This is a genomic window from Bordetella pseudohinzii (assembly GCF_000657795.2).
In the GTDB taxonomy this organism is placed as follows: Bacteria; Pseudomonadota; Gammaproteobacteria; order Burkholderiales; family Burkholderiaceae_B; genus Bordetella; species Bordetella pseudohinzii.
Window position 1 is genome coordinate 84349 of the sequence record NZ_JHEP02000004.1, and the last position, 20868, is coordinate 105216.

General features: G+C 61.7%; 16 protein-coding genes. 15 read left to right on the plus strand and 1 reads right to left on the minus strand.

Translation table 11 applies throughout. The features are described 5' to 3' along the window. Nucleotides 1-36: 36 nt before the first annotated feature. Complete coding sequence (uvrA, locus tag L540_RS06950; RefSeq protein WP_043207269.1) at nt 37-2895, minus strand: excinuclease ABC subunit UvrA; 2859 nt, start codon at nt 2893-2895, stop codon at nt 37-39. Between the two features lie 149 nt (nt 2896-3044). On the opposite strand from uvrA, the gene L540_RS06955 reads away from it, so the two are divergent. The 15 genes from L540_RS06955 (at nt 3045) to L540_RS07025 (ending at nt 20846) form a co-directional block, all read left to right on the plus strand. Next, nucleotides 3045-4229 carry an MFS transporter gene (locus tag L540_RS06955; protein WP_043207268.1) on the plus strand — a complete coding sequence of 395 codons (1185 nt, stop codon included), beginning with the start codon at nt 3045-3047 and terminating at the stop codon, nt 4227-4229. A gap of 262 nt (nt 4230-4491) precedes the next feature. Further along, complete coding sequence (gene ssb / locus L540_RS06960) at nt 4492-4998, plus strand: single-stranded DNA-binding protein (RefSeq protein WP_043207266.1); 507 nt, start codon at nt 4492-4494, stop codon at nt 4996-4998. A gap of 261 nt (nt 4999-5259) precedes the next feature. After that, nucleotides 5260-6237, plus strand: a complete 978-nt coding sequence (locus tag L540_RS06965) for an NAD-dependent epimerase/dehydratase family protein (protein ID WP_043207265.1) — start codon at nt 5260-5262, stop codon at nt 6235-6237. Beyond that, the gene (locus L540_RS06970; RefSeq protein WP_043207264.1) at nt 6234-7394 is read left to right on the plus strand and encodes a DegT/DnrJ/EryC1/StrS family aminotransferase; all 1161 of its coding nucleotides are present in this window, start codon (nt 6234-6236) and stop codon (nt 7392-7394) included. Before L540_RS06965 ends, L540_RS06970 begins: the two co-directional genes overlap by 4 nt. A gap of 104 nt (nt 7395-7498) precedes the next feature. After that, nucleotides 7499-9379 (plus strand): asparagine synthase (glutamine-hydrolyzing), encoded by a 1881-nt coding sequence (gene asnB / locus L540_RS06975; protein WP_043207263.1) that lies wholly within the window; start codon nt 7499-7501, stop codon nt 9377-9379. Between the two features lie 35 nt (nt 9380-9414). After that, a complete protein-coding gene (locus L540_RS06980) occupies nt 9415-10356 on the plus strand; it encodes a methionyl-tRNA formyltransferase (protein ID WP_043207262.1) in 942 nt (313 codons plus the stop codon). Between the two features lie 14 nt (nt 10357-10370). Further along, nucleotides 10371-11135 (plus strand): polysaccharide deacetylase family protein, encoded by a 765-nt coding sequence (locus L540_RS06985; protein WP_043207261.1) that lies wholly within the window; start codon nt 10371-10373, stop codon nt 11133-11135. 4 nt (nt 11136-11139) lie between these two features. Further along, nucleotides 11140-11973, plus strand: a complete 834-nt coding sequence (locus L540_RS06990) for a methionyl-tRNA formyltransferase (RefSeq protein WP_043207259.1) — start codon at nt 11140-11142, stop codon at nt 11971-11973. Next, complete coding sequence (locus L540_RS06995) at nt 11970-12686, plus strand: WbqC family protein (protein ID WP_043207257.1); 717 nt, start codon at nt 11970-11972, stop codon at nt 12684-12686. Before L540_RS06990 ends, L540_RS06995 begins: the two co-directional genes overlap by 4 nt. Nucleotides 12687-12705: 19 nt before the next feature. After that, nucleotides 12706-14004: a glycosyltransferase gene (locus L540_RS07000; RefSeq protein ID WP_043207254.1), complete on the plus strand. Its 1299-nt coding sequence runs from the start codon at nt 12706-12708 to the stop codon at nt 14002-14004. Continuing rightward, nucleotides 13997-15157, plus strand: coding sequence for an ABC transporter ATP-binding protein (locus L540_RS07005; RefSeq protein ID WP_043207251.1), 1161 nt, complete (start codon nt 13997-13999; stop codon nt 15155-15157). Before L540_RS07000 ends, L540_RS07005 begins: the two co-directional genes overlap by 8 nt. Continuing rightward, nucleotides 15154-16326 (plus strand): ABC transporter ATP-binding protein, encoded by a 1173-nt coding sequence (locus L540_RS07010; protein ID WP_043207249.1) that lies wholly within the window; start codon nt 15154-15156, stop codon nt 16324-16326. Before L540_RS07005 ends, L540_RS07010 begins: the two co-directional genes overlap by 4 nt. After that, nucleotides 16323-17117, plus strand: coding sequence for an ABC transporter permease (locus tag L540_RS07015; protein ID WP_231584747.1), 795 nt, complete (start codon nt 16323-16325; stop codon nt 17115-17117). The genes L540_RS07010 and L540_RS07015 overlap by 4 nt, the downstream gene beginning before the upstream one ends. Nucleotides 17118-17168: 51 nt before the next feature. Beyond that, the gene (locus tag L540_RS21500) at nt 17169-18170 is read left to right on the plus strand and encodes a class I SAM-dependent methyltransferase (protein WP_167352877.1); all 1002 of its coding nucleotides are present in this window, start codon (nt 17169-17171) and stop codon (nt 18168-18170) included. Between the two features lie 15 nt (nt 18171-18185). Then, entirely contained in the window at nt 18186-20846 is a 2661-nt protein-coding gene (locus tag L540_RS07025; protein ID WP_231584748.1) for a glycosyltransferase, read from the plus strand. Nucleotides 20847-20868: the final 22 nt, after the last annotated feature.

Sequence of the window (20868 nt, forward strand, 5' to 3'; positions counted from 1 at the left end):
TGGATCTCGGCAGCCATCAGGACGCGGGGACCCAGTCTAGCGGGTTTTGTGGCGCTGCAAAACCCGCGCCAGGTAATGGCCGGTGTGGCTTTCCGGCGTGGCGGCGACAGTCTCGGGCGTGCCTTGGGCGATCAGCCGCCCGCCGCCATCGCCGCCTTCCGGGCCCATGTCGATGAGCCAGTCGGCCGTCTTGATGACGTCCAGGTTGTGCTCGATGATCAGGACGGTGTTGCCGCTGTCGACCAGCTGGTTCAGGACCTTGAGCAGCAGCTCGATATCGCGGAAATGCAGGCCGGTCGTCGGCTCGTCCAGGATGTAGAGCGTGCGGCCGGTGCTGCGGCGCGAGAGCTCCAGCGACAGCTTGACCCGCTGCGCCTCGCCGCCGGACAGGGTGGTGGCCGACTGCCCCAGGCGGATGTACGACAGGCCCACATCGATCAGCGTCTGCAGCTTGCGCGCGATGGCCGGCACCGACTCGAAGTACTCCAGGGCCTGCTCCACCGTGAGGTCCAGCACCTCGCTGATATTGCGGCCGCGATAACGGATTTCGAGGGTTTCGCGGTTGTAGCGCTTGCCATGGCAGACGTCGCAGGGCACATACATGTCCGGCAGGAAGTGCATTTCGACCTTGACCACGCCATCGCCCTGGCAGGCCTCGCAGCGGCCGCCCTTGACGTTGAAACTGAAGCGGCCCGGGTCGTAGCCGCGCGTGCGTGCCTCGGGCACGCCGGCGAACAGTTCGCGTATCGGCGTGAACAGGCCGGTGTAGGTCGCGGGATTGCTGCGCGGCGTGCGTCCGATGGGGCTTTGGTCCACGCTGATGATTTTGTCGAAATGCTCCAGTCCGGTGAGCGTCGCATAAGGCGCGGCATCGCCCTGGGCATGGTTGAGCGCGCGCGCGACCGCGACGGCCAGCGTGTCGTTGACCAAGGTCGATTTGCCCGAGCCGGACACGCCGGTCACGCAGACCAGGCGCCCGGCCGGCACGCGCAGATCAACCGACTTCAGGTTGTTGCCCGTGGCGCCAGTCAGCTCCAGCCAGGGCAGGTCCTCGCTGACGGGACGCCTGTCCGGGATGGCGATGGCGCGCGCGCCGCTCAGGTACTGGCCGGTCAGCGAGGCGGGATCGGCCTGCACGGCCTCGGGGCGGCCCTGGGCCACGACCTGGCCGCCGTGTTCGCCGGCGCCCGGTCCCATGTCCACCACCCAGTCGGCCAGGCGGATCATGTCTTCGTCATGCTCGACCACGATGACGCTGTTGCCCAGGTCGCGCAGGTGTTGCAGCGTGGCGATGAGGCGGTCATTGTCTCGCTGGTGCAGGCCGATGGAGGGTTCGTCCAGCACATACATGACGCCGGTCAGGCCCGAGCCAATCTGGCTGGCCAGGCGGATGCGCTGGGCCTCGCCGCCGGAAATCGTGTCGGCGCTGCGGTCCAGCGACAAATAGGTCAGGCCCACGTTGTTCAGAAAACTCAGCCGCGCCTCGATCTCGCGCACGATGCGTTGCGCGATTTCCTGCTTGGCGCCGGTCAGGCGCAGCGCCTGGAACCAGGCCAGGCAGGCCGACAGCGGCATGGCCTCGACTTCGTAGATGGCCTGCCCGCGCTCCTGGCCCTGGCCGGGCTCATCGCCGATCAGCACATGGCGCGCTTCCGGGCGCAGCCGTGAGCCGCCGCAGTCCGGGCAGGTCTTGATATTGCGGTATTTGCCCAGCTCCTCGCGCACCGTGGCCGAATCGGTTTCGCGCCAGCGCCGCTCAAGATTGGGGATCACCCCTTCGAAGGGGTGGCGCTTGACGCTGCTGCGGCCTTTTTCATTGAGATAGAAAAACGCGATCTCTTCTTCGCCAGAGCCGTAGAGCACCTTGTCGCGAATCTCCTCGCTGAGTTCCTCGAAAGGCGTTTCGATGTCGAATTCATAATGCGTCGCCAGGCTGGTCAATAGCGAGTGCGTAAACGCATTGCGCTTGTCCCAGCCGCGGATGGCGCCGGCGGCCAGGCTCAGTTCCGGAAACGCCACCACGCGCTTGGGATCGAAATATCCCACCTGGCCGATGCCGTCGCAGCTGGGGCAGGCCCCCATGGGGTTGTTGAAGCTGAACAGCCGCGGCTCCAGCTCGGGCAGGCTGTGGCTACAGACCGGGCAGGCATAGCGGCTGGAGAAGACCTGCTCGTGCGCGCTGTCCAGGTCCAGCGCGATGGCGCGGCCGTCGGCCAGCTGCAGCGCCGTCTCGAAACTCTCGGCCAGGCGCTGCTTGCTTTCGGGGCGGGCGCGCAGCCGGTCGATCACGACATCGATGTCGTGCTTTTCGGTTTTCTTCAGGGGCGGCATCTGGTCGATTTCGACCAGCTTGCCATCCACGCGCAGGCGCACAAAGCCCTGGGCCTGGAGGCTGGCGCACTCATCCTCGAAACTGCCTTTGCGCGCCCGCGCGATGGGCGCCAGGATGGCCAGTCGCGTATCGGCCGGCCAGCCCAGCACGGCGTCGACCATCTGGCTGACGCTCTGGGCCTGCAGCGGCAGGCCGTGGTCGGGGCAATAAGGCGTGCCCACGCGGGCGTAGAGCAGGCGCAGGTAATCGTGGATCTCGGTGATGGTGCCCACGGTGGAGCGCGGATTGTGGCCGGCAGCCTTCTGTTCGATGGAAATGGCCGGCGACAGGCCTTCGATCAGGTCCACATCGGGCTTGTCCATCAACTGCAGGAACTGGCGGGCATAGGCCGAGAGGCTTTCGACATAGCGCCGTTGGCCCTCGGCATACAGCGTGTCGAAGGCCAGCGATGACTTACCCGAGCCGGACAGGCCGGTGATCACCACCAATTGGTGGCGCGGCAGGTCCAGCGAGACATTCTTGAGATTGTGGGTTCGGGCACCGCGAATGCGTATTTCGTCCATTCCGCGTCCTTCTTTGCCCGCCTGCGGCAAGCGGGCTGGGTTTAAGCAGTTTCAAAGGCCAACTTGGTACTATAGCGCGCCGAGCCGTCCAGAGTGATGGCGCCCCTGCGCGCCGCCCGGCGGCCGGCGCATACCTAGACAAGAGATACATGGCGGAACACCCGAAGCTGAAACTGACCTCGTCCGAGCGCCGCGCCAGCGTAGCCCTGGCCGGGCTGTTCGCCTGCCGCATGCTGGGCCTGTTCCTGCTCTTGCCCGTTTTCGCCGTCGCGGCCCGCGGACTGCCCGGCGGCGATGATCCTGCCCGCGTCGGCCTGGCCCTGGGCATGTACGGCCTGACCCAGGCCATCATGCAGATCCCCTTCGGCCTGGCTTCGGACCGCTGGGGGCGCCGTCCCGTGGTGGTCGCCGGCCTGCTTCTCTTTATTGCCGGCAGCGTGGTCTGCGCCCGCGCCGACGACGTGTTCTGGATCACCATGGGCCGCGCCATCCAGGGCGCCGGGGCCATTTCCGCCGCCGTGACGGCCTGGCTGGCCGACGCCACGCGCGACGAAGTCCGCACCCGGGCCATGGCCATGGTCGGCGCCTCCATCGGCCTGTCCTTCGCGCTGTCCCTGGTGCTGGCGCCCGTGCTGGTGGGGTGGTGGGGCCTGCATGGCCTGTTCTGGACCATCGCCTGCCTGGGCCTGGCCAGCCTGGCCGTGGCCCGCTGGGTGGTGCCCGTGGTGCCGATGACCCAGGCGCGCAGCATGCAGCAGGCCCGCGCCAGCGAAGTCTTGCGGCATGGCGAACTGCTGCGCCTGAACTTCGGCGTCTTCGTCCTGCACCTGATCCAGGTGGCGCTCTTCGTGGTCGTGCCCTCGCTGCTGGCCCGCACCGGCGGCCTGGACCTGGGCGCGCTATGGCATGTCTACCTGCCGGTCATCCTGTTGTCCTTCGTCTGCATGGTGCCCGTCATCTTCGTGGCCGAAAAACACCGCGCGCACCGCGCGGCCCTGCGCGCCGCCGTGGCCGGGCTGGCCCTGGTCTGCGCCCTGCTGCCCCTGGCCGCCCAGTCCTTCCTGCCGCTGACCCTTGCCCTGACGGGCTTTTTCGTCGCCTTCAATATTCTGGAGGCCCTGCAGCCCTCGCTGGTCTCGCGCGTGGCGCCGCAGCAATACAAAGGCCTGGCCCTGGGTTTCTACAATACGGCCCAGGCCGCGGGCCTGTTTACCGGCGGCGCCCTGGGCGGCTGGCTGGCCGCGCGGACCGGTCCCGATGGCGTTTTCCTGGCCGCCGCTGTTTTGTCTCTCTTTTGGCTGGCGGCCGCCTGGGCCATGAAGCCCCTGCGCTGAGGGCGTCTCGGCCGGGCCGCCGGCCGGCCCCGGCAGGCGCATCATCGTTTGGTCACAGTCCGGCGTAGCGCGGGTTGCCGATATCGTCGATAATGGCGCTTACTTCAGGCCTTAAACCGGACTTTCGGGTCCGTCACCGACGCCGGTCTTCTGCATGAGACCGGCGTGTTTGTTAAGGCCTTCGTCTTGAACAGGTTTTATGTTGGGCGCTGGCGCCGCCGTCCATAGAGGCGGCGGGCAGATCACAACAGAGGGGCATCGCATGGCATCCGTCAACAAAGTCATTCTCGTCGGCAACCTGGGGCGCGACCCCGAGGTCCGCTATAGCCCGGACGGCGCGGCAATCTGCAATCTTTCGCTGGCCACCACCTCCCAATGGAAGGACAAGGCCTCCGGCGAGCGCCGCGAAGAAACCGAATGGCATCGCGTCGTCATGTACAACCGCCTGGCCGAAATCGCTGGCGAATACCTCAAGAAAGGCCGCTCGGTCTACATCGAGGGCCGCCTGAAGACCCGCAAGTGGCAGGACAAGGAAACCGGCGCGGACCGCTACAGCACCGAAATCGTCGCCGACCAGATGCAGATGCTGGGCGGGCGCGATGGCGGCGACGGCGGCAACTACGGCGGTGGTGGCGGCTATGACGAGGCCCCGCGCCAGCAGCGCGCGCCCGCGCAGCGCCCGGCCCCGGCCCAGCGGCCGGCGCCGGCGGCCCCCGTGGGCGGCGGCGCGGCCAATCTGGCGGACATGGACGACGATATTCCGTTCTGATTCTGTTTGTTTTCGATATTCAAGGCCCCATGTCGGTTTGCTGGCAAGGGGCTTTCTATTTATCGAGTAACGCATTTATTTTTGACATGGAAACGTCAATCATTTCCATTGAATAGTAAACATATGAAATCGGCGGGTACGAGTTTCGACTGGCTGTAAATATGCATTTGCGGGCTGGGCGTGAGCGGGGCCTGCCAGCGGACGATGCACGGTTCCGGATAAAATGGACTGTTTGCTCGTCGCAATTAAGGGTATATCTCCATGAAGCTAGACGGTTCAAGAATTCTGGTTATCGGCGGTGCAGGGTTTATCGGCAGTTTCGTTGTCGCGGAGCTTTTGAAGCATCCGGTGGCCGAGGTTGTCATTTATGACAACTTTGCCCGCGGCAAGCACGGCAACATTGCCGAATACCTCAAGGACCCGCGTTGCCGGCTGTACCCGAATGGCGGAGATATCCGTGATATCGACCTGTTGAACGACGCGATGCGTGGCATGGACGGCGTGGTGCACCTGGCGGCGATGTGGCTTCTGCATTGCAAGGATTTTCCGCGCACGGCCTTCCACGTCAATATCGAAGGCACGTTCAACGTGCTGGAGGCCTGTGTCAAGAACGACATCAAGCGCCTGGTGTATTCGTCGTCGGCATCGGTCTATGGCGATGCGCTCGAAGTGCCCATGACCGAAGAGCATCCCTTCAACAATCGCAATTTCTATGGCGCCAGCAAGATCGCCGGCGAGGCGATGTGCCATGCTTTCCATGATCGCTATGGCTTGAGTTACGTCGGCTTGCGCTACATGAACGTCTATGGTCCGCACCAGGACCAGACCGCAGCCTATACGGGCGTCATTCCCATCATGTTGAACAAGATCGATGCCAACGAGGCGCCGATCATCAACGGCGATGGTACCCAGGCCTACGATTTCATTTATGTCGAGGACGTTGCGCGCTGCAATGTACAGGCCCTGGTGTCCGACGCCACGGATCAGTTCTACAACGTGGGCACAGGTGTGCAAACCAGTATCAAGCAGCTGTGCGACACCATTCTCGACCTGAAGAAGTCGGATCTCAAGGTCGAGTACCGTCCTTATAGTGCCGATGATGCGCGGCGTCTGGTGCAGAACCGTATCGGCTGCCCCAAGAAGGCGACGCGCGACCTGGATTTCGTCTACAAGTACGAATTGACCGAAGGGCTGCAGAAGTTGATCGACTGGCGCGTGGCCCATGGAGACGAGGCGTGAGCATCCCATCCGAGAAGCGGAACATCGCCATTTCCCTGCCGATGACCGGCGAAGAGGAATGGCAGGCGGTTCGCGAGCCCTTGATGAGCGGTTGGCTGACGCAAGGCCCCAAGGTGGCGGCTTTTGAGAAAGCGTTCGCTCAGCGGCACCAGGTCGATCATGCGCTGGCGGTGACATCTTGCACTACGGGGTTGCACCTGGCGCTGGCAGGCCTGGGTATCGGGCCGGGAGATGAGGTCATCGTGCCGGCCTTCACCTGGGTGGCGACGGCCAATGCCGTGCTGTACTGCGGCGGTACGCCGGTCTTCGTCGATGTCAGCCCCGAGACCTTTAATATCGATATTTCGCAGGTGGCGGCCAAGGTGACCGCGCGAACACGCGCGGTCATTGCCGTTCACTTGTTCGGCCTGTGCGCCGATACCGATGCCCTGCGCGCGGTGCTTCCAGCGTCGGTGACCATCGTCGAGGATGCGGCCTGCGCGGCCGGCGCGGGATTGCGCGGCCGACCGGCCGGCAGCTTGGGCGATGTCGGCGTGTTCTCTTTCCACCCGCGCAAATCCGTGACGACGGGCGAGGGCGGCATGGTGACCACCAATAATGCCGAGTTGGCCGAACGCATGAACCAGATGCGCAACCATGGCGCCAGTATTTCGGAAGAGCAGCGCCACCATGGTCCGCGGCCCTGGATCCTGGCTGACTTCGATTTGATGGGCTTCAACTACCGCATGACGGACCTGCAGGGCGCCGTCGGTGTGGTGCAGCTCGCCAAGCTGGACACCTTTATCGACGAACGGGCAAATTGGGCGGCTTTCTACCGCGAGCAGCTCGCCGACATTGCCTGGCTGCGCCTGCCGCAGGAACCGCAAGACGCGCGCCACGGCTGGCAATCCTTTGTCACCTGGGTGGACCCAGTCACCGCGCCCATGCCGCGCAACGATTTGATGCAGCGCTTGCAGGAGCGAGGTATCGCCACGCGTCCCGGCACCCATGCCGTGCACATGCTTGGGTTCTATCGCGAACGATTCGGCTGCAAGCCCGAGGACTTTCCGGGTGCGCGCGACTGCAATGACTATTCGATGGCCATACCGCTGCACAACCGCATGTCGGAGGAAGACTACCGGTATGTGGTGCGTGAACTGCGCGCACTGGCTGCCTAGATCCGCATTCGCAGCAAAGGCTCGTGCGCGACGGACGCGCCGTTCCACATGGAACGGCGCCGTCCATTTTCTTTCCTGAATGCGCGAACGCGCTGAAAACGACTATGTGTGGTGTTGCAGGTTTGATCCAGCTCGACGGTGTACCGGTTTCTCCGGTGGCGCTGCAACGCATGACCGACGCCATCGCCCATCGGGGGCCGGATGGCGAAGGGCATTGGATCGAGGGCAACGTGGGCCTGGGGCATCGGCGGCTGGCCATCATCGATCTTTCGCCGGCCGGACATCAGCCGATGATGTCGGCGGATTCGCGCTATGTGCTGAGCTACAACGGCGAGATCTACAATTTCAGGGAGCTACGCGGCGAGCTGCAAGCGCAAGGCTGCCAGTTCCGGTCGCGCACCGACACAGAAGTCCTGCTGCATGCCGTCGCTGCCTGGGGCCTGGACCGGACACTGGCGCGACTGAATGGCATGTTCGCATTTGCCTTATGGGATCGCCAGGCAAGGCAATTGACGCTGGCACGCGACCGCTACGGCGTCAAACCGCTTTACTATAGCCTGCAAGGCAATATCCTGGCGTTCGGATCCGAGCAGAAGGCCATTCTTTCAAGGCCGGAGTTCGAACGCAAACTGGACCGCGAGGCCCTGTTCGAGTACTTCACGTTCCAGAATATCTTCACTGCCCGCACGTTGCTGCAGGATATCCAGCTCCTGCCAGCGGGACACTATGCCTCTATTGATCTGCGCAGCGCATCACCCGCGCTGAAGCCGGTCCAGTACTGGGATTTCGATTTCAGGGAGCCGGACTGTCAGGGAGACGACGAAGCCTACCGTGAAGAGCTAGGCCGTCTCTTTCACCAGGCCGTCAACCGACAGCTGGTCACGGACGTCGAGTTGGGCTCCTATCTGAGCGGTGGCATCGACTCCGGTTCGATCACCTCCATCGCGGCCGAGTCCCATCCTTATATCAAGACGTTTACCTGCGGCTTTGATATGACATCGGCATCGGGCATAGAGCTCGGTTTCGATGAACGCAGCAAGGCCGAATACATGTCGTACTGCTTCAAGACCGAGCACTATGAAATGGTGTTGAAGTCAGGCGATATGGAGCGCGTGCTGCCGCAGCTGGCTTGGCACCTGGAAGAGCCGCGCGTGGGTCAGAGCTATCCCAACTACTACGCAGCAAAGCTGGCTTCCAAGTTTGTCAAGGTCGTCCTGTCCGGGGCGGGCGGTGACGAGCTGTTCGGCGGCTATCCCTGGCGGTATTATCGGGCTGTCGTCAACGACGACTTTGAGCACTACATCGACAAGTATTACCAGTTCTGGCAACGGCTTGTGCCCAATACAGCCTTGCGCGGGATGTTCGCGCCCATCTGGAAGGACGTCTCGGATGTCTGGACACGCGACATCTTCCGCGATGTGTTCAAGCAGCATGCCGACCAATTGTGCCGTCCGGAAGACTACATCAACCACTCGCTTTACTTTGAGGCCAAGACCTTTCTGCACGGCTTGCTGGTTGTCGAGGACAAGCTGAGTATGGCGCACGGCCTGGAGTCGCGGGTTCCATTCCTGGACAACGATCTTGTGGACTTCGCCATGAGCTGCCCCGTGCGGCTCAAGCTCAATAACCTGGCCGAGGTCGTCAAGATCAACGAGAACGAGCCGGGCAGCAAGGTGCATGCCTATTTTGAGCGGAATCGCGATGGCAAGACGATTCTGCGCGATGTCATGCGCAGCCGTTTGCCTAAGGACATCGCGCGGGCGGAGAAACAGGGTTTCTCGGCCCCCGACTCGAGCTGGTTCAAGGGCGACAGCCTGGAATTCGTCAAGCGCACTCTCATGACCGGAAACTCGCCGCTATACGAGTTGATGGATGCCCGGGTGGTGAGGAAATTAGTCGAGGAGCATCTGAGTGGGGCGCGCAATCGCCGCTTGCTCATCTGGTCCCTGTTAAGCGTCGACGCATGGCTGCGCCAGACGTTCTAACGAGCGGTCGATTCATGCACTCCGGAGAAATATGAATGGGACGAATCGCGCTACTCGGAAGCACCGATACCACTTTGTCCATCGCCGAGGCAGTCCTGCGCGCCGGCCATGAAGTCACGTGCATTGTGCATGTGGCGCCGGCCTTTTCCATTTCCTATAGCGACAAGCCGGTCTCCGTGTCGCGCCAGGCTGACGTCCGGGGCTGGTGCGCCAGCCGCGGCATCGCCGCCGTCGAATATGGCGGTGTAGACGCCCTGACCGATTACTTCAAGGCATCCGTGGCGGATCTTTGCATCGTCGCTGGTTGGTATCACATGGTGCCGCGGCGTTTGCGCGATTGTTTTGCGCAGGGAGCGGTAGGCCTGCACGCGTCGCGCTTGCCCGAGTTGCGCGGCGGTGCGCCCCTGAACTGGGCCATGCTGGCCGGGTGGAAGGAAACGGCAGTCAGCCTGTTCGTGTTGAGTGACGGCGTGGACGATGGGCCCTTGTATGGTCAGGAGGCCATACCGATCGGACCGGACGACTACATCGGCGATCTGGTAAAGCACTGCAATGCGGCGAGCGTGCGTTTGATCGAGCGCTGCGTCGATGGCATGGTCAACGGAACGCTGGTGCCGCGGACGCAGATCGGCACACCGAGCTATGGTGCCCAGCGCGCGCCGGAGGACGGCCTGATCGATTGGCACCGACCGGCTGCCGACATCGTCCGTTTGGTGCGGGCTGTCAGCCATCCTTATCCGGGCGCATTCAGCTGGTTTTCGGATCGGCAGGTGCGGATATGGCGGGCGCGTGTCTACACGGAAGCGGTGCTGTTCGGCGCGCCGGGTCAGGTCTTGTGTCTGCCTCAGGATAGGGTGATCGTGGCCACCGGGGATGGCAGCGTGGAGATTCTCGAGGCTGACACGGCTGACGGCGAATGCTTCATGCCTGCCTTGCGGCGCGGATCGCATCGTCGGTTTCATGATCAGGCTCAATAGAACAAGGTCTAGCAATGCAATCGGATCAAGACGAACTTGCCCTGAAGTATCACTACGCGGATTTCACGCGTTCGGCGTATCGCGAGCAGCTGCGTGCCGCGCGGGCACATTACACCTTCAGGCACTTTCATGATTACAGGGAGGACGAACGCTTTGTGTTGTGGCGCCACGATGTCGACTTTTCGGTCCACGCGGCCCGCAAGCTGGCCGAGATCGAGGCGCAGGAGAAGGTAAGCAGCACCTTTTTCCTGTTGCCGCATAGTGATTTCTACAATCTGATGGATCGCGTCATCCTGCGCCAGGTCGAAGGTATCCTGGCCCTGGGCCACCGTCTGGGCCTGCACTTCGATTGTGGCTATTACGGCGTCAAGGCGGTTGACCAGCTGGAGGACCTGCTGTACTTCGAGGCCCGCCTGCTTGAGCGCCTGTTCGGCCAGGCCATTGATGTATTTTCCTTCCATAATCCAGATGTCTGGATGCTTGAGCAGCGGGATGCACGCTACGGCGGCCTGATCAATACGTATTCGGCCTACTTCCGCGACCAAGTGGGTTATTGCTCGGATTCCAATGGGTACTGGCGCCATCGCCGCCTGGCCGAGGTGCTGGCCAAGGGCGAAGACCATTGCTTGCAGGTGCTGACTCATCCGGCCTGGTGGGTGGACACGCCCATGAGTCCGCGTGAGCGCGTCGAACGCTGCGTGCGCGGCCGGGCCGAGGCCACGCTGCGCCAGTATGACAATGACCTTGCCGCGTTTGGCCGCAAGAATGTCGGGCGCTAAGCAGATGAAGACGGTATCGTCCACGCAGCAATCGACGACGCGCCTGGCCTTGTTCGTCGACGGCGGTGGCCTGGCCGACCTGTGGTCCAGGCTGCCGTCGCAGGCCCGGATTTGCGCCATCGTAGGCGCGGGTATCCGGCCACAGTACTTCGATGCCCTTGCGGGGCGGGCGGCCGAGGCGGCTTGTCCTTTCCTGGTCCAGCCGCGCCGCGACGATCCGGGTTACGCGGAGTTCGTGGCGCAATTGGCGCGCACCCGGCCCACCCGTTTGCTGGCGCACTCATATTCCATGATCCTGCGCCCCGAGGTGCTGGAACTGGTGGATTACGATGCCTTGAACGTCCATGCCGCTCTCTTGCCGCGCAATCGTGGCCCCAATCCCATCCAATGGGCCATGATCAACGACGAGCCGGCCAGCGGCGTCAGCCTGCATTATCTCGACGAAGGCCTGGATACCGGGCCGGTGGTGGCCCGCTCGGCGGTGGCCATCGAGGAGGGAGACACCTGGGTTACTTTGGCGCAGCGCGTGCATGCCGCGACGCAGCAGCTGCTGAATGCCTACCTGCCAGGTATTGTTGCCGGAGGGCTTGCCTGCCACCCGCAGGCCGAAGACGCGGCGACGCGCAACCCGCGCCTGAACGCGGACTCGCCCAGATTGGATGTGGCGAACATGACGGACAGGCAGATGTTCAATTGGATTCGTGCCCAAGTCCGGCCATTGGGCGGCGCCTATGTGGAACGCGGCAACGGCGAGCGGTTGCACGTGCCCGAGTATGTGCCCATGCAGGACATCGCGGTGCTGCGCGGCCGCCTGCGGGCTTGGTTGGAGCAGGCATGATGACGCATCGGATATGCGCGATACATCAACCCAATTTTTTCCCATGGCTGGGCTATTTCGACAAGATCGCGCGCAGCGATGTGTTCATCCTGCTGGATGATGTCCAGTACAGTCACGGCAGCTGGACCAATCGCGTGCAGATGCGGATCTCGGGGCAACCCAAATGGGTGACCGCGCCGGTGGACCGCTCCTATCACGGTGGGCGAGCCATCCGCGATATGCGTTTCAGTCCCATCAATCGTGGATGGCGCGAGAAAGTCAGCCGGGCCATCGCGATGTCGTATGCGCGCGCGCCGTATTTTCGCGAGGCCTTTCCGCTGGTGGAAGCGATGTTGATGCGCCAGACTGAGAGTTTGTCCGAGTTCAACATCGGGGCAATCGTCGAGATCTGCGCCCTCCTAGGGATTCCCCGCGAGAAGCTGTTGATAAGTTCGGATCTCGGTGCGGTGTCGTCCGCCACCGATCTGCTGATCGATCTGACGCGGCGCGCGGGGGCGGATGCGTATATGTGCGGTGGGGGGACCTCGGGCTATCAGGAAGATGAAAAGTTCCGCGCGGCGGGTATCGGTCTGATTTACCAAGGTTTTCGTCACCCGGTGTATCCGCAGCACGGACAGACGGAGTTCAATACCGGCCTTTCCATCGTGGACGCCTTGATGGAGACCGGCGTCCAGGGCACAAGATCCCTGCTGGCGGGCGCCGGCCGGGGATAGAAGCAATGTCGGAGCTAGAGTGAATATCAGGGAAGTCGTTTTCGGCGAATTTTTCAAGCGTCATCCGAAGGCGATGATGAAGTACGTGCTGGAGCCCTTGCACCGCGCGCGGCGGCGTATCGCCCCGCGGCGGGCGGTGCTGTTCTGTGGGCAGTCCTACTACCATGCCTGGTACTTGTCGCGCGAGTTGCGCAGGCTGGGCTGGCAGGCCGATGTGCTGAACTGGGACTTGAATCCCGCTTCGCAGATCTACTACCACGGACACGATTTCCACTTCGCCGATGAGAAGTACCAGTCCTTGGAGGCCAAACTCGATTTTTTCTTTGAAGCCATCGACAGGTACGACATCTTCCATTTCGCCAATATTGGGGGGCTGTCGTTCGGTTTCCAGTTGAGCGGCTATTTCAAGGAGAATTTCTGGGAGCATTTCGAGATTGACCTGCTCAGGGCGCTGGGAAAGAAGATCGTCTATTCCAACACAGGCTGTATGGACGGGGTATCCCAGACCTCGTTCTCGCAATGGGGGCCCATATCGCCCTGCGCTTCATGCAACTGGCGCAACCACCCGGAAGTGTGCAGCGACGAAGGCAATCTCACCTGGGCCAGATTCCGCAATTCCGTGGCGGACTACCAATGCAATATCGGCGGCAACCGCGCGGATTACAACGATGATCCCCGTGTCCATGAGGCGCCGGGCTTTTACTGCCTGGACAAGGATCTCTGGCGGCCGGATCTGGAAATACCTGAGGCCTATCGGCTTGAGGACAGGCCAGGCGTGGTGCGGCTTTATCATGTGATCGGCAACAAGGACGCCCGCACGGACAAGGAAGGCACGAATATCAAGTCTTCGCATATCTACGTGCCCCTGATCGAACGGCTCAGGGCCGAAGGCCATGATGTTGAGCACCTGTCTTACCACCATGTGCCGAACAGGGAGATCCGCTTCTACCAGGCGCAGGCCGACATCGTGCTGGATATGCTGACCTTTGGTTTTTTCGGAGCCAACGGACGCGAGGCCTTGATGCTGGGCAAGCCGCTGGTCTGTTTCATCCGGCCGGAATGGCTGGAAAGCATGCGGGTGGAGTTTCCCGAGTATGTCGACGAATTACCCGTGGTGCAGGCCAACCCCGGCAATGTATACCAGGTCGTCAAGCGGCTCATCGAGAATCGGGATGAGCGTGAAGAGATCGGACGGCGCAGCCGGGCATTCGCTGTCAAATGGCATTCATCGCATGCCGGCGCGCGGCACTTCGACCGGGTCTATGCGGGCCTGCTCAGAGGCCGGCGCCTGTTGAGAAAGGAGCCCACGAATGGCTGATTTGGCATGCCGGCCGCTCGCGCTGGTCTGCGAAGGTGTGGAAAAAGTCTTTCCGATCGATGGGCAGAGCAATGTGTGGCGCATGCTGCTGGGCCTGCCGCTCAGGGGCAAGACTTTCCATGCCCTGAAAGGCGTGTCGCTATCGGTGCCGCGCGGCAAGATAGTGGGCATTCTGGGTCATAACGGCGCCGGTAAAAGCACCTTGCTGCGTATTCTTGGCGGCGTCTACAACGCCACCCGCGGCTCTTTGCATGTCGACGGCCTGGCCTGCGGGCTGTTCGAGCTAGGCGGCATGGGAAACCGGCATCTGACGGGACGGGAGTACGCCCTCCGGTATCTTTCCATCATGGGTGTGCCGCGCAAGCGGCAGCAGCCCTATCTGGATGACATCCTGGATTTCTCGGAGCTGGAGGGCAGTTTCGACCAGCGGATTCTGACGTATTCCGCCGGTATGGCCGCGCGCCTGTATTTCGCGACGGCTACGGCCTTGCAGCACGAGATTTACCTGATCGACGAACTCTTGTCGGTGGGCGATGAGCATTTCCAGGCCAAGTGCTGGAGCCGCATGCGCAAGTTATTGCTCAACGGCGCCTCCGGCATCTTGGTCACGCATGACTGGGTATCTGTGCTTAGGCTGTGCGAGCAATCGCATATTCTCAAGCGCGGCCAGCTGGTGGCTTCCGGGCCCAGCGACAAGGTGGTTGTCCAGTATCTGGACATCGACGTTCCGCAGGCGGGACAGGCGCGGTTCGTCGAAGATCACCCGACGCTGTATCAGGCCGTCAGCGGCGAGGACGCGGAGTTCGTGTTCGAGATTGAATCCTCGATTGATGAACCGGTGGCATTTTCTTTTTCCGTCGAGACGCTGCGGGTCGGAACCGGCTGGGAGATCCTGCTTATCGAAAGCAATATGCTGGTCGCCACACACGCCGGCCGCCATCAGGTTCGCGTCAAGATAGACGGTCTGCCGCTGGTCACCGGGCAGTACTCCCTGAACGTTGCATTGAGCCGGCACCGTGCGTCGCTGGACGAGCCGGCACAGGTTCACGACTCGCGCAGTTGGACGACGGGTAACGGTTGGGACCTGACCGTGTCCGGGCCCGCGGCCGATGCGGCGGTTCTTCTGCCGGTGGAAATCAAGGTGGCGCAGTGACGCTCTATATAAAGGCAAATGAACTGGTCAAGAAGTTCGCCCTGCGCGGCACCGCCGCTGGCGAAGCTTCGGAGAAGGTCGCCGTCGACCATGTCAGCCTGGAGATCGGTGAAGGCGAACGCATCGGCATCATCGGCCGCAACGGTGCTGGCAAATCCACGCTGCTGCATATGGTGGCGGGATTGTCCACACCGAGTTCCGGCTCCCTGGAGGTGTCCGGCTCCGTGACGTCCATCATGACGTTGGGCGTGGGACTGCGCGAGCAGGCGACGGGTCGGGAGAACATCTATATCGATGGCGAGGTGCAGGGCAAGTCGCGCGAAGAGATCGATGCGGTTGTGGACAAGATCATTGCGTTCGCCGATATCGGTGAGTTCATCGATTATCCCGTCCGGACTTATTCGACCGGGATGAAATCGCGGCTGGCCTTTGCCATGATTTCCTGCCTGGAACCGGAGATCCTGATCATTGATGAAGCCCTGTCCGCCGGCGACGCCAAGTTTTCAGCCAAGGCAACAGAGAAAATCCGCGAAATCTGCGCCAAGGGCCGCATCGTCATCGTCGTGTCGCACTCCATGGGCGCGATACAGGCCATCTGCAATCGCTGCATCTGGATGGATGGCGGACGTGTCGTCATGGATGGCACGCCCGCAAACGTCATCGAGAAATATATCGATTCGGTTCGCTCGGAGGACGAAGAGCGCCTGCTCCAGCGCTTCAAGGCCCAGGCGCGGGACGTCGAATTGCCGCAGGGCTGGTCGATCCAGGATTTCAGGATGACGCAGGGCGGCGATGGCGACCGCACGCTCATCGAGGCGGGCGAGCCGGCCTCGCTCCTCGTGGCCCTGCAGACGCCGCGGTACGCCCAGGCAACTGCAGTATCATGCGCGGTCACTCGTCTTGACGGCACCTTGATGTGGCGTGCCAGCGTCCCGCCCGCCTGCCAGGATGACCAGGGGCGGATCAAGTTTGAGCTGGACATGGTGCGGGTTGTTCTCGGCCAGGGCGTATATCGCTTCGATATCGAAATAGATCGCGGCGAGAGCCAGAGTACCGTGCTCTCGAAAATCTTTGAAGTCTATACACAGAACCCGCCCTCGGGAGGCGTGCCGATGCTTCTTTATCCGCTTCAAATCGAGGCCAAGCCTGTTTTCTTGAATCAAGGGTGAATATCGTGCTTGGTTTTCATAAGCGTGATCTGCAATTGGCGTGGAATTTCTTCGTCGTCAATCTGCGTGATAAATACCTAGGCTCAGCCCTGGGCATGGTCTGGGCTGTCGTCAATCCCTTGTTCATGTTGGGAATATTTACGTTCGTCTTTGGCTTCGTCTACAAATCGAAACTGCCGGGGGCCGACACCACGCTGGCCTATGTCGTCTGGTTGATCAGCGGCTATGGCCCTTGGATCGCGATATCGGAGTCGATCACCCTGGCGGCCTCCTCCGTGGTGGCGGCGTCCGGACTGGTCAAGAACCTGGCCTTCAAGTCCGAAATCCTGCCCATTTCGGCGGCGGCGACGGGCATCGTGCCACTTTGCGTGAGCTTGATATTTCTGGCCATTCTGATGATTGTGGACGGGAATCCGCCGTCCTGGCATATCGCCTGGGTGCCGTTGATAGTATTCCTGCAGTTTTTCTTTGTCGCCGCAATCGGTCTCTGGCTGTCCGCAATCACCGTATTCGTAAGGGATATGACCTTCGTTATACCTAATGCCTTGGTCATGATTCTTTTCGGAACGCCGATTTTCTATCCCATCGATGTCATGCCGGCGCTTGTCAAAACGGTGTCCCAGTACAATCCTTTTTTCATCCTGGCTGAGGGATATCGGCAGCCGCTCATCCACCACCAGAGCCCGGATCCGGGCGGCCTGGCATATCTGATCGTGCTGGCCGGCTTGCTGTTCTATTTCGGCCTGCGGGCCTTCCGGCGAGTTAAGGGGAATTTCGAAGCCGTTCTGTAGCATCCTGGTTTTCGGCCCCGGCCGCATTTGATTCCAGCAGAAGCCTTGGAGATGAAAATGTTGAGGAAAGTTGTCCGGCGTATCCGCGCCATCCTGAAGGCTCCAGTCCCGGTCGCCGTTGCCCCGACGCTTGCGCCGGAGCCAGGGCCTGTTGTGGAGCCCGTGCCCGTCGCGAAACCCGCGACGCCGGTGCGTAGGGATCTCTCGGTCGGAGAATATTGGACTGAGCATAATGTCACCCTGCACCACGCCTTTGCCTCGCCAAAGGAGTCCCTGGATTACTTCTGGTGGCGTTGCGACCAGTACTACCCTTATATCGAACTCATGCCGGTGGCAGGGCAGGATGGCAAGGTCGTGCTGGATTTCGGCTGCGGACCGGGACATGATCTTGTCGGTTTCGGAACGTACTCCAAACCCGCGAAGCTATACGGCTACGAGTTGTCGCCTTCGTCCCTCGACGAGGCGCGTAGCCGCTTGGCTTTGCATGGCATCGATGCCGAACTGATACAGGGGCAGGCGGATGAGCCGGTCTTGCCGCTGGCCGCCGCCAGTGTGGACTTCATTCACTCAAGCGGTGTGCTGCACCATGTCCCAGATATCGATAGCTGTTTGCGTGAGCTGCATCGCCTGCTTAAGCCCGACGGCAGCATGCAGGTCATGGTCTACAACCAGGACAGCCTCTGGTATCACCTCTACGTCGCCTATCAATGGCGGCTACAGTGGGGTCGGGATACCGATGTGAGCCTGCGCCAGGCCTTTGCGCGCAGCACGGACGGCGAAGAATGTCCGATCGCCAATGTCTATCGTCCGCAGGAATTTATCGACATCTGCCGCCGCAATGGTTTTTCGGCCACGTATCGCGGCGCGGCGATATCGATGCACGAAGCCAACCTGGCTCCGCTGCGTTTTTCCGCCATCCAGAATCGGCAGCTTCCCGAGGAAAACCGCAAGTTTCTATTGAGCCTCACTTTCGATGAACGGGGCTATCCACTACACAATGGCCATTATGCCGGCATCGATGCCTGCTTTGAGCTGAAGAAAGCAAATCAATAAGGATCGAGTGAACCGATGAAGGCGTTCGTGAAAAGGCCCGAGAGATTCCTGCTGGTGTGCTATTTCGATCCGAATGGGATCGAGACGGTGCTGGACAATATCCAGTATTTGCGTACCTACTCGGATTTCACCATTGATATCTTCAACCTCTTCGGCTCGGTGTCGCCGTTATCCGAAGGCAGAATGGTGAATCTCGCCGGATATGACGGCATCATTCTTCACAATACGATCTCGTACAACCCCGTCAATCTCGAAGCCATTGATCAGCGTTTTTTGCCGCGCCTGCGCGACTTCGACGGGGTCAAGGTGATGTTCAAGCAGGATGAACAGTACCGCAGCGGCGCGATCGCCGGCTTCATCGGCAGCCGCCGTTTCGATCTGGTGTTGAGCTGCATGTGGCCCGAAGAGCGCCACAAAATGTACCCCAAGGACCAGGTCGGGGACGCCGAGTTCATGCAGATGCTCACGGGCTACGTGACCCCGAAGCTGCTGGCTCGCCAGTCCAAGGCCACGCAGCGCGATATCGATATTTCCTATCGGGGCTCGCTGCAACCGCTGTATTTCGGCCGGCTCGCCTACGACAAGCGAACGATCGGCGACGATGTCATCCGGGCGGCGCAGGGCAGGAACCTGAAGCTGGATATCTCCAGCCGCTGGGAAGATCGCTTGATGGGCGATGATTGGTTCAATTTCCTGGCGCGTTCCAAGATTACGCTGGGTGTGGAATCGGGCGCGAGCATTTTCGACTTTGAGGGCGACGTCGAAGCGCTTTGCCGGCGCCTGGAGCAAGAGCGGGATCGCTTCGAGAGCGAGCACGAATACTCCGAATGGGTGCTCAAGCAGCTCGAGCCCTATGAGGGAAATGTCTACTACAACCAGATTTCGCCTCGGCATTTCGAGGCGGGCGCCGCGCGCGCGCTGCAAGTCATGCACGATGGCAGGTACTCGGACATTTTCAAGCCTTGGCAGCACTTCGTGCCGCTGAATCGCGATCTCTCCAATTTCGACCAGGTTTGTGAGTATGTGTATGACGAGCGCCTGCGTTCCGAGATCGTTGATCGCACTTACGAAGAAATCATTGCCAATCCGCGCTACTCCATGCAGGCCTTCGTGGCGTCGGTCGATGAGCGGCTTGACCGGTTGTTGCAGGATAGGCCGTGTGCCGGCCGGCCAATATACAAGGCAGACGGCCCGGCCTGTAAGAACGTCGTGTTGTTGTGCGCACATCGACCCAAAGTCGATCCGCGCGTGGGCTGGATGGCCGATCACGCGCCCGAAGGCATGCGCATCCATGTTGTGGGCGTCGACACCAATCTGGCGAGCGCCACGTTCGAAACCCGGCCCAACGGGGCGATCGAGAACGTCATTCCGCGCGTGGATACCCGGCGCTGGCGCGAGCTATTCCTGGGCGAGGGCATGGGCGGCGTGGGCATGCAGGCCATGGCCCGGCTGCAGATGCTCTGTGACCGTCCGCCGCGGCAGCTGGCCGCCATGCTGGGCGGCGATCCGGATTCGCCGCGCGCCGCCGATTGCGCCTGGCTGTGCGCCTATCTGCTCAGGAGCAATGCGGCCCTGATCGATGCGGTGCTCCAGGCGCGCGGCGTCGATGCCATCATCGTGGCCGATTTCGAGGCTTTGCCCGCTGGAGCCGTCCTCAAGGAGGCCTTGGGCGTTCCGCTCATTTTCGACGCGCATGAGTTCTGGCCGACTTCCCTGGGGCCGGCCGCGCAAAGCTGGGAGGTCGAGACATGGCATCGTTTCGAGCGCGATCTGCTGCAAGCAGTTGATTCCGCCTATTCGGTCTCGCCCGAGCTCGCCAGGCATATGGCGGCTTTCTATGGTCGGCCTTTTGGCGCGGTGCCCAATTGCGAGCCGCTGGCTGCCGCAATGGCCATGAGGGAGTATCCGGTTCGTGATATCTGCACGTTCCTGTTTCAGGGGAATTTCGCCGAGGGACGCGGCATTGAACAATTGATCAATGCCTGGCCGCTGACGAATGAAAACGTGCATCTGCAATTGCGCGGACCCGATCGCCCCTTCAAGCGCGAGATGATCGAATTGGCGCGCGCCACCGGCCTGCTGGATAAACGCATCTTTTTCCCGCCAGCCGTCTCGGAGGATGAACTCGTCCAAGAGGCCGCTAAAGCCGATGTCGGCGTGATTCCGTATGATCCGGCCGTGTCGGTGAACAACAAGTTCTGCAGCCCCAACAAACTGTCGCAATATATGGCCGCGCAACTGCCCGTCCTGGCCAATAATCTCGTGTTCGTCGGCAGAATCATCCGCGAGGCGGGCGTCGGGTCCACCGTCGATTTCACCAATGCGCAGGCCCTGGCCGACAAGGTGAACGAGATCGCCGGCGCGCCGGATGTCCGGGCTCGGCAAGGCGAGTCAGGGCGCCGATATTTCACGTCGACCTATCATTGGGAGGCGGTCAGCCGGGACTTCTACGCCGATGTGTCCACGCTTATCGGCGATCGGCCGTCCAAGTCCGGGGGGCGGTTTGAAATGCGCCCGCCCCCGGCGCCGCAGCCGGATGAAGCCAGCCCGGCCAATGTCTTGGCGCCGGTGGGCAAAACGGCCGTGCTGTATCGTGTGTGGAACCGTTTGCCTCCTGGGATGCAGAATGTCTTGAGGCCCGCGGCGCGGGCCATGTTGAGGCGATTGCGCGGCTGATTCGATGAGCGTGCAAGAGCCG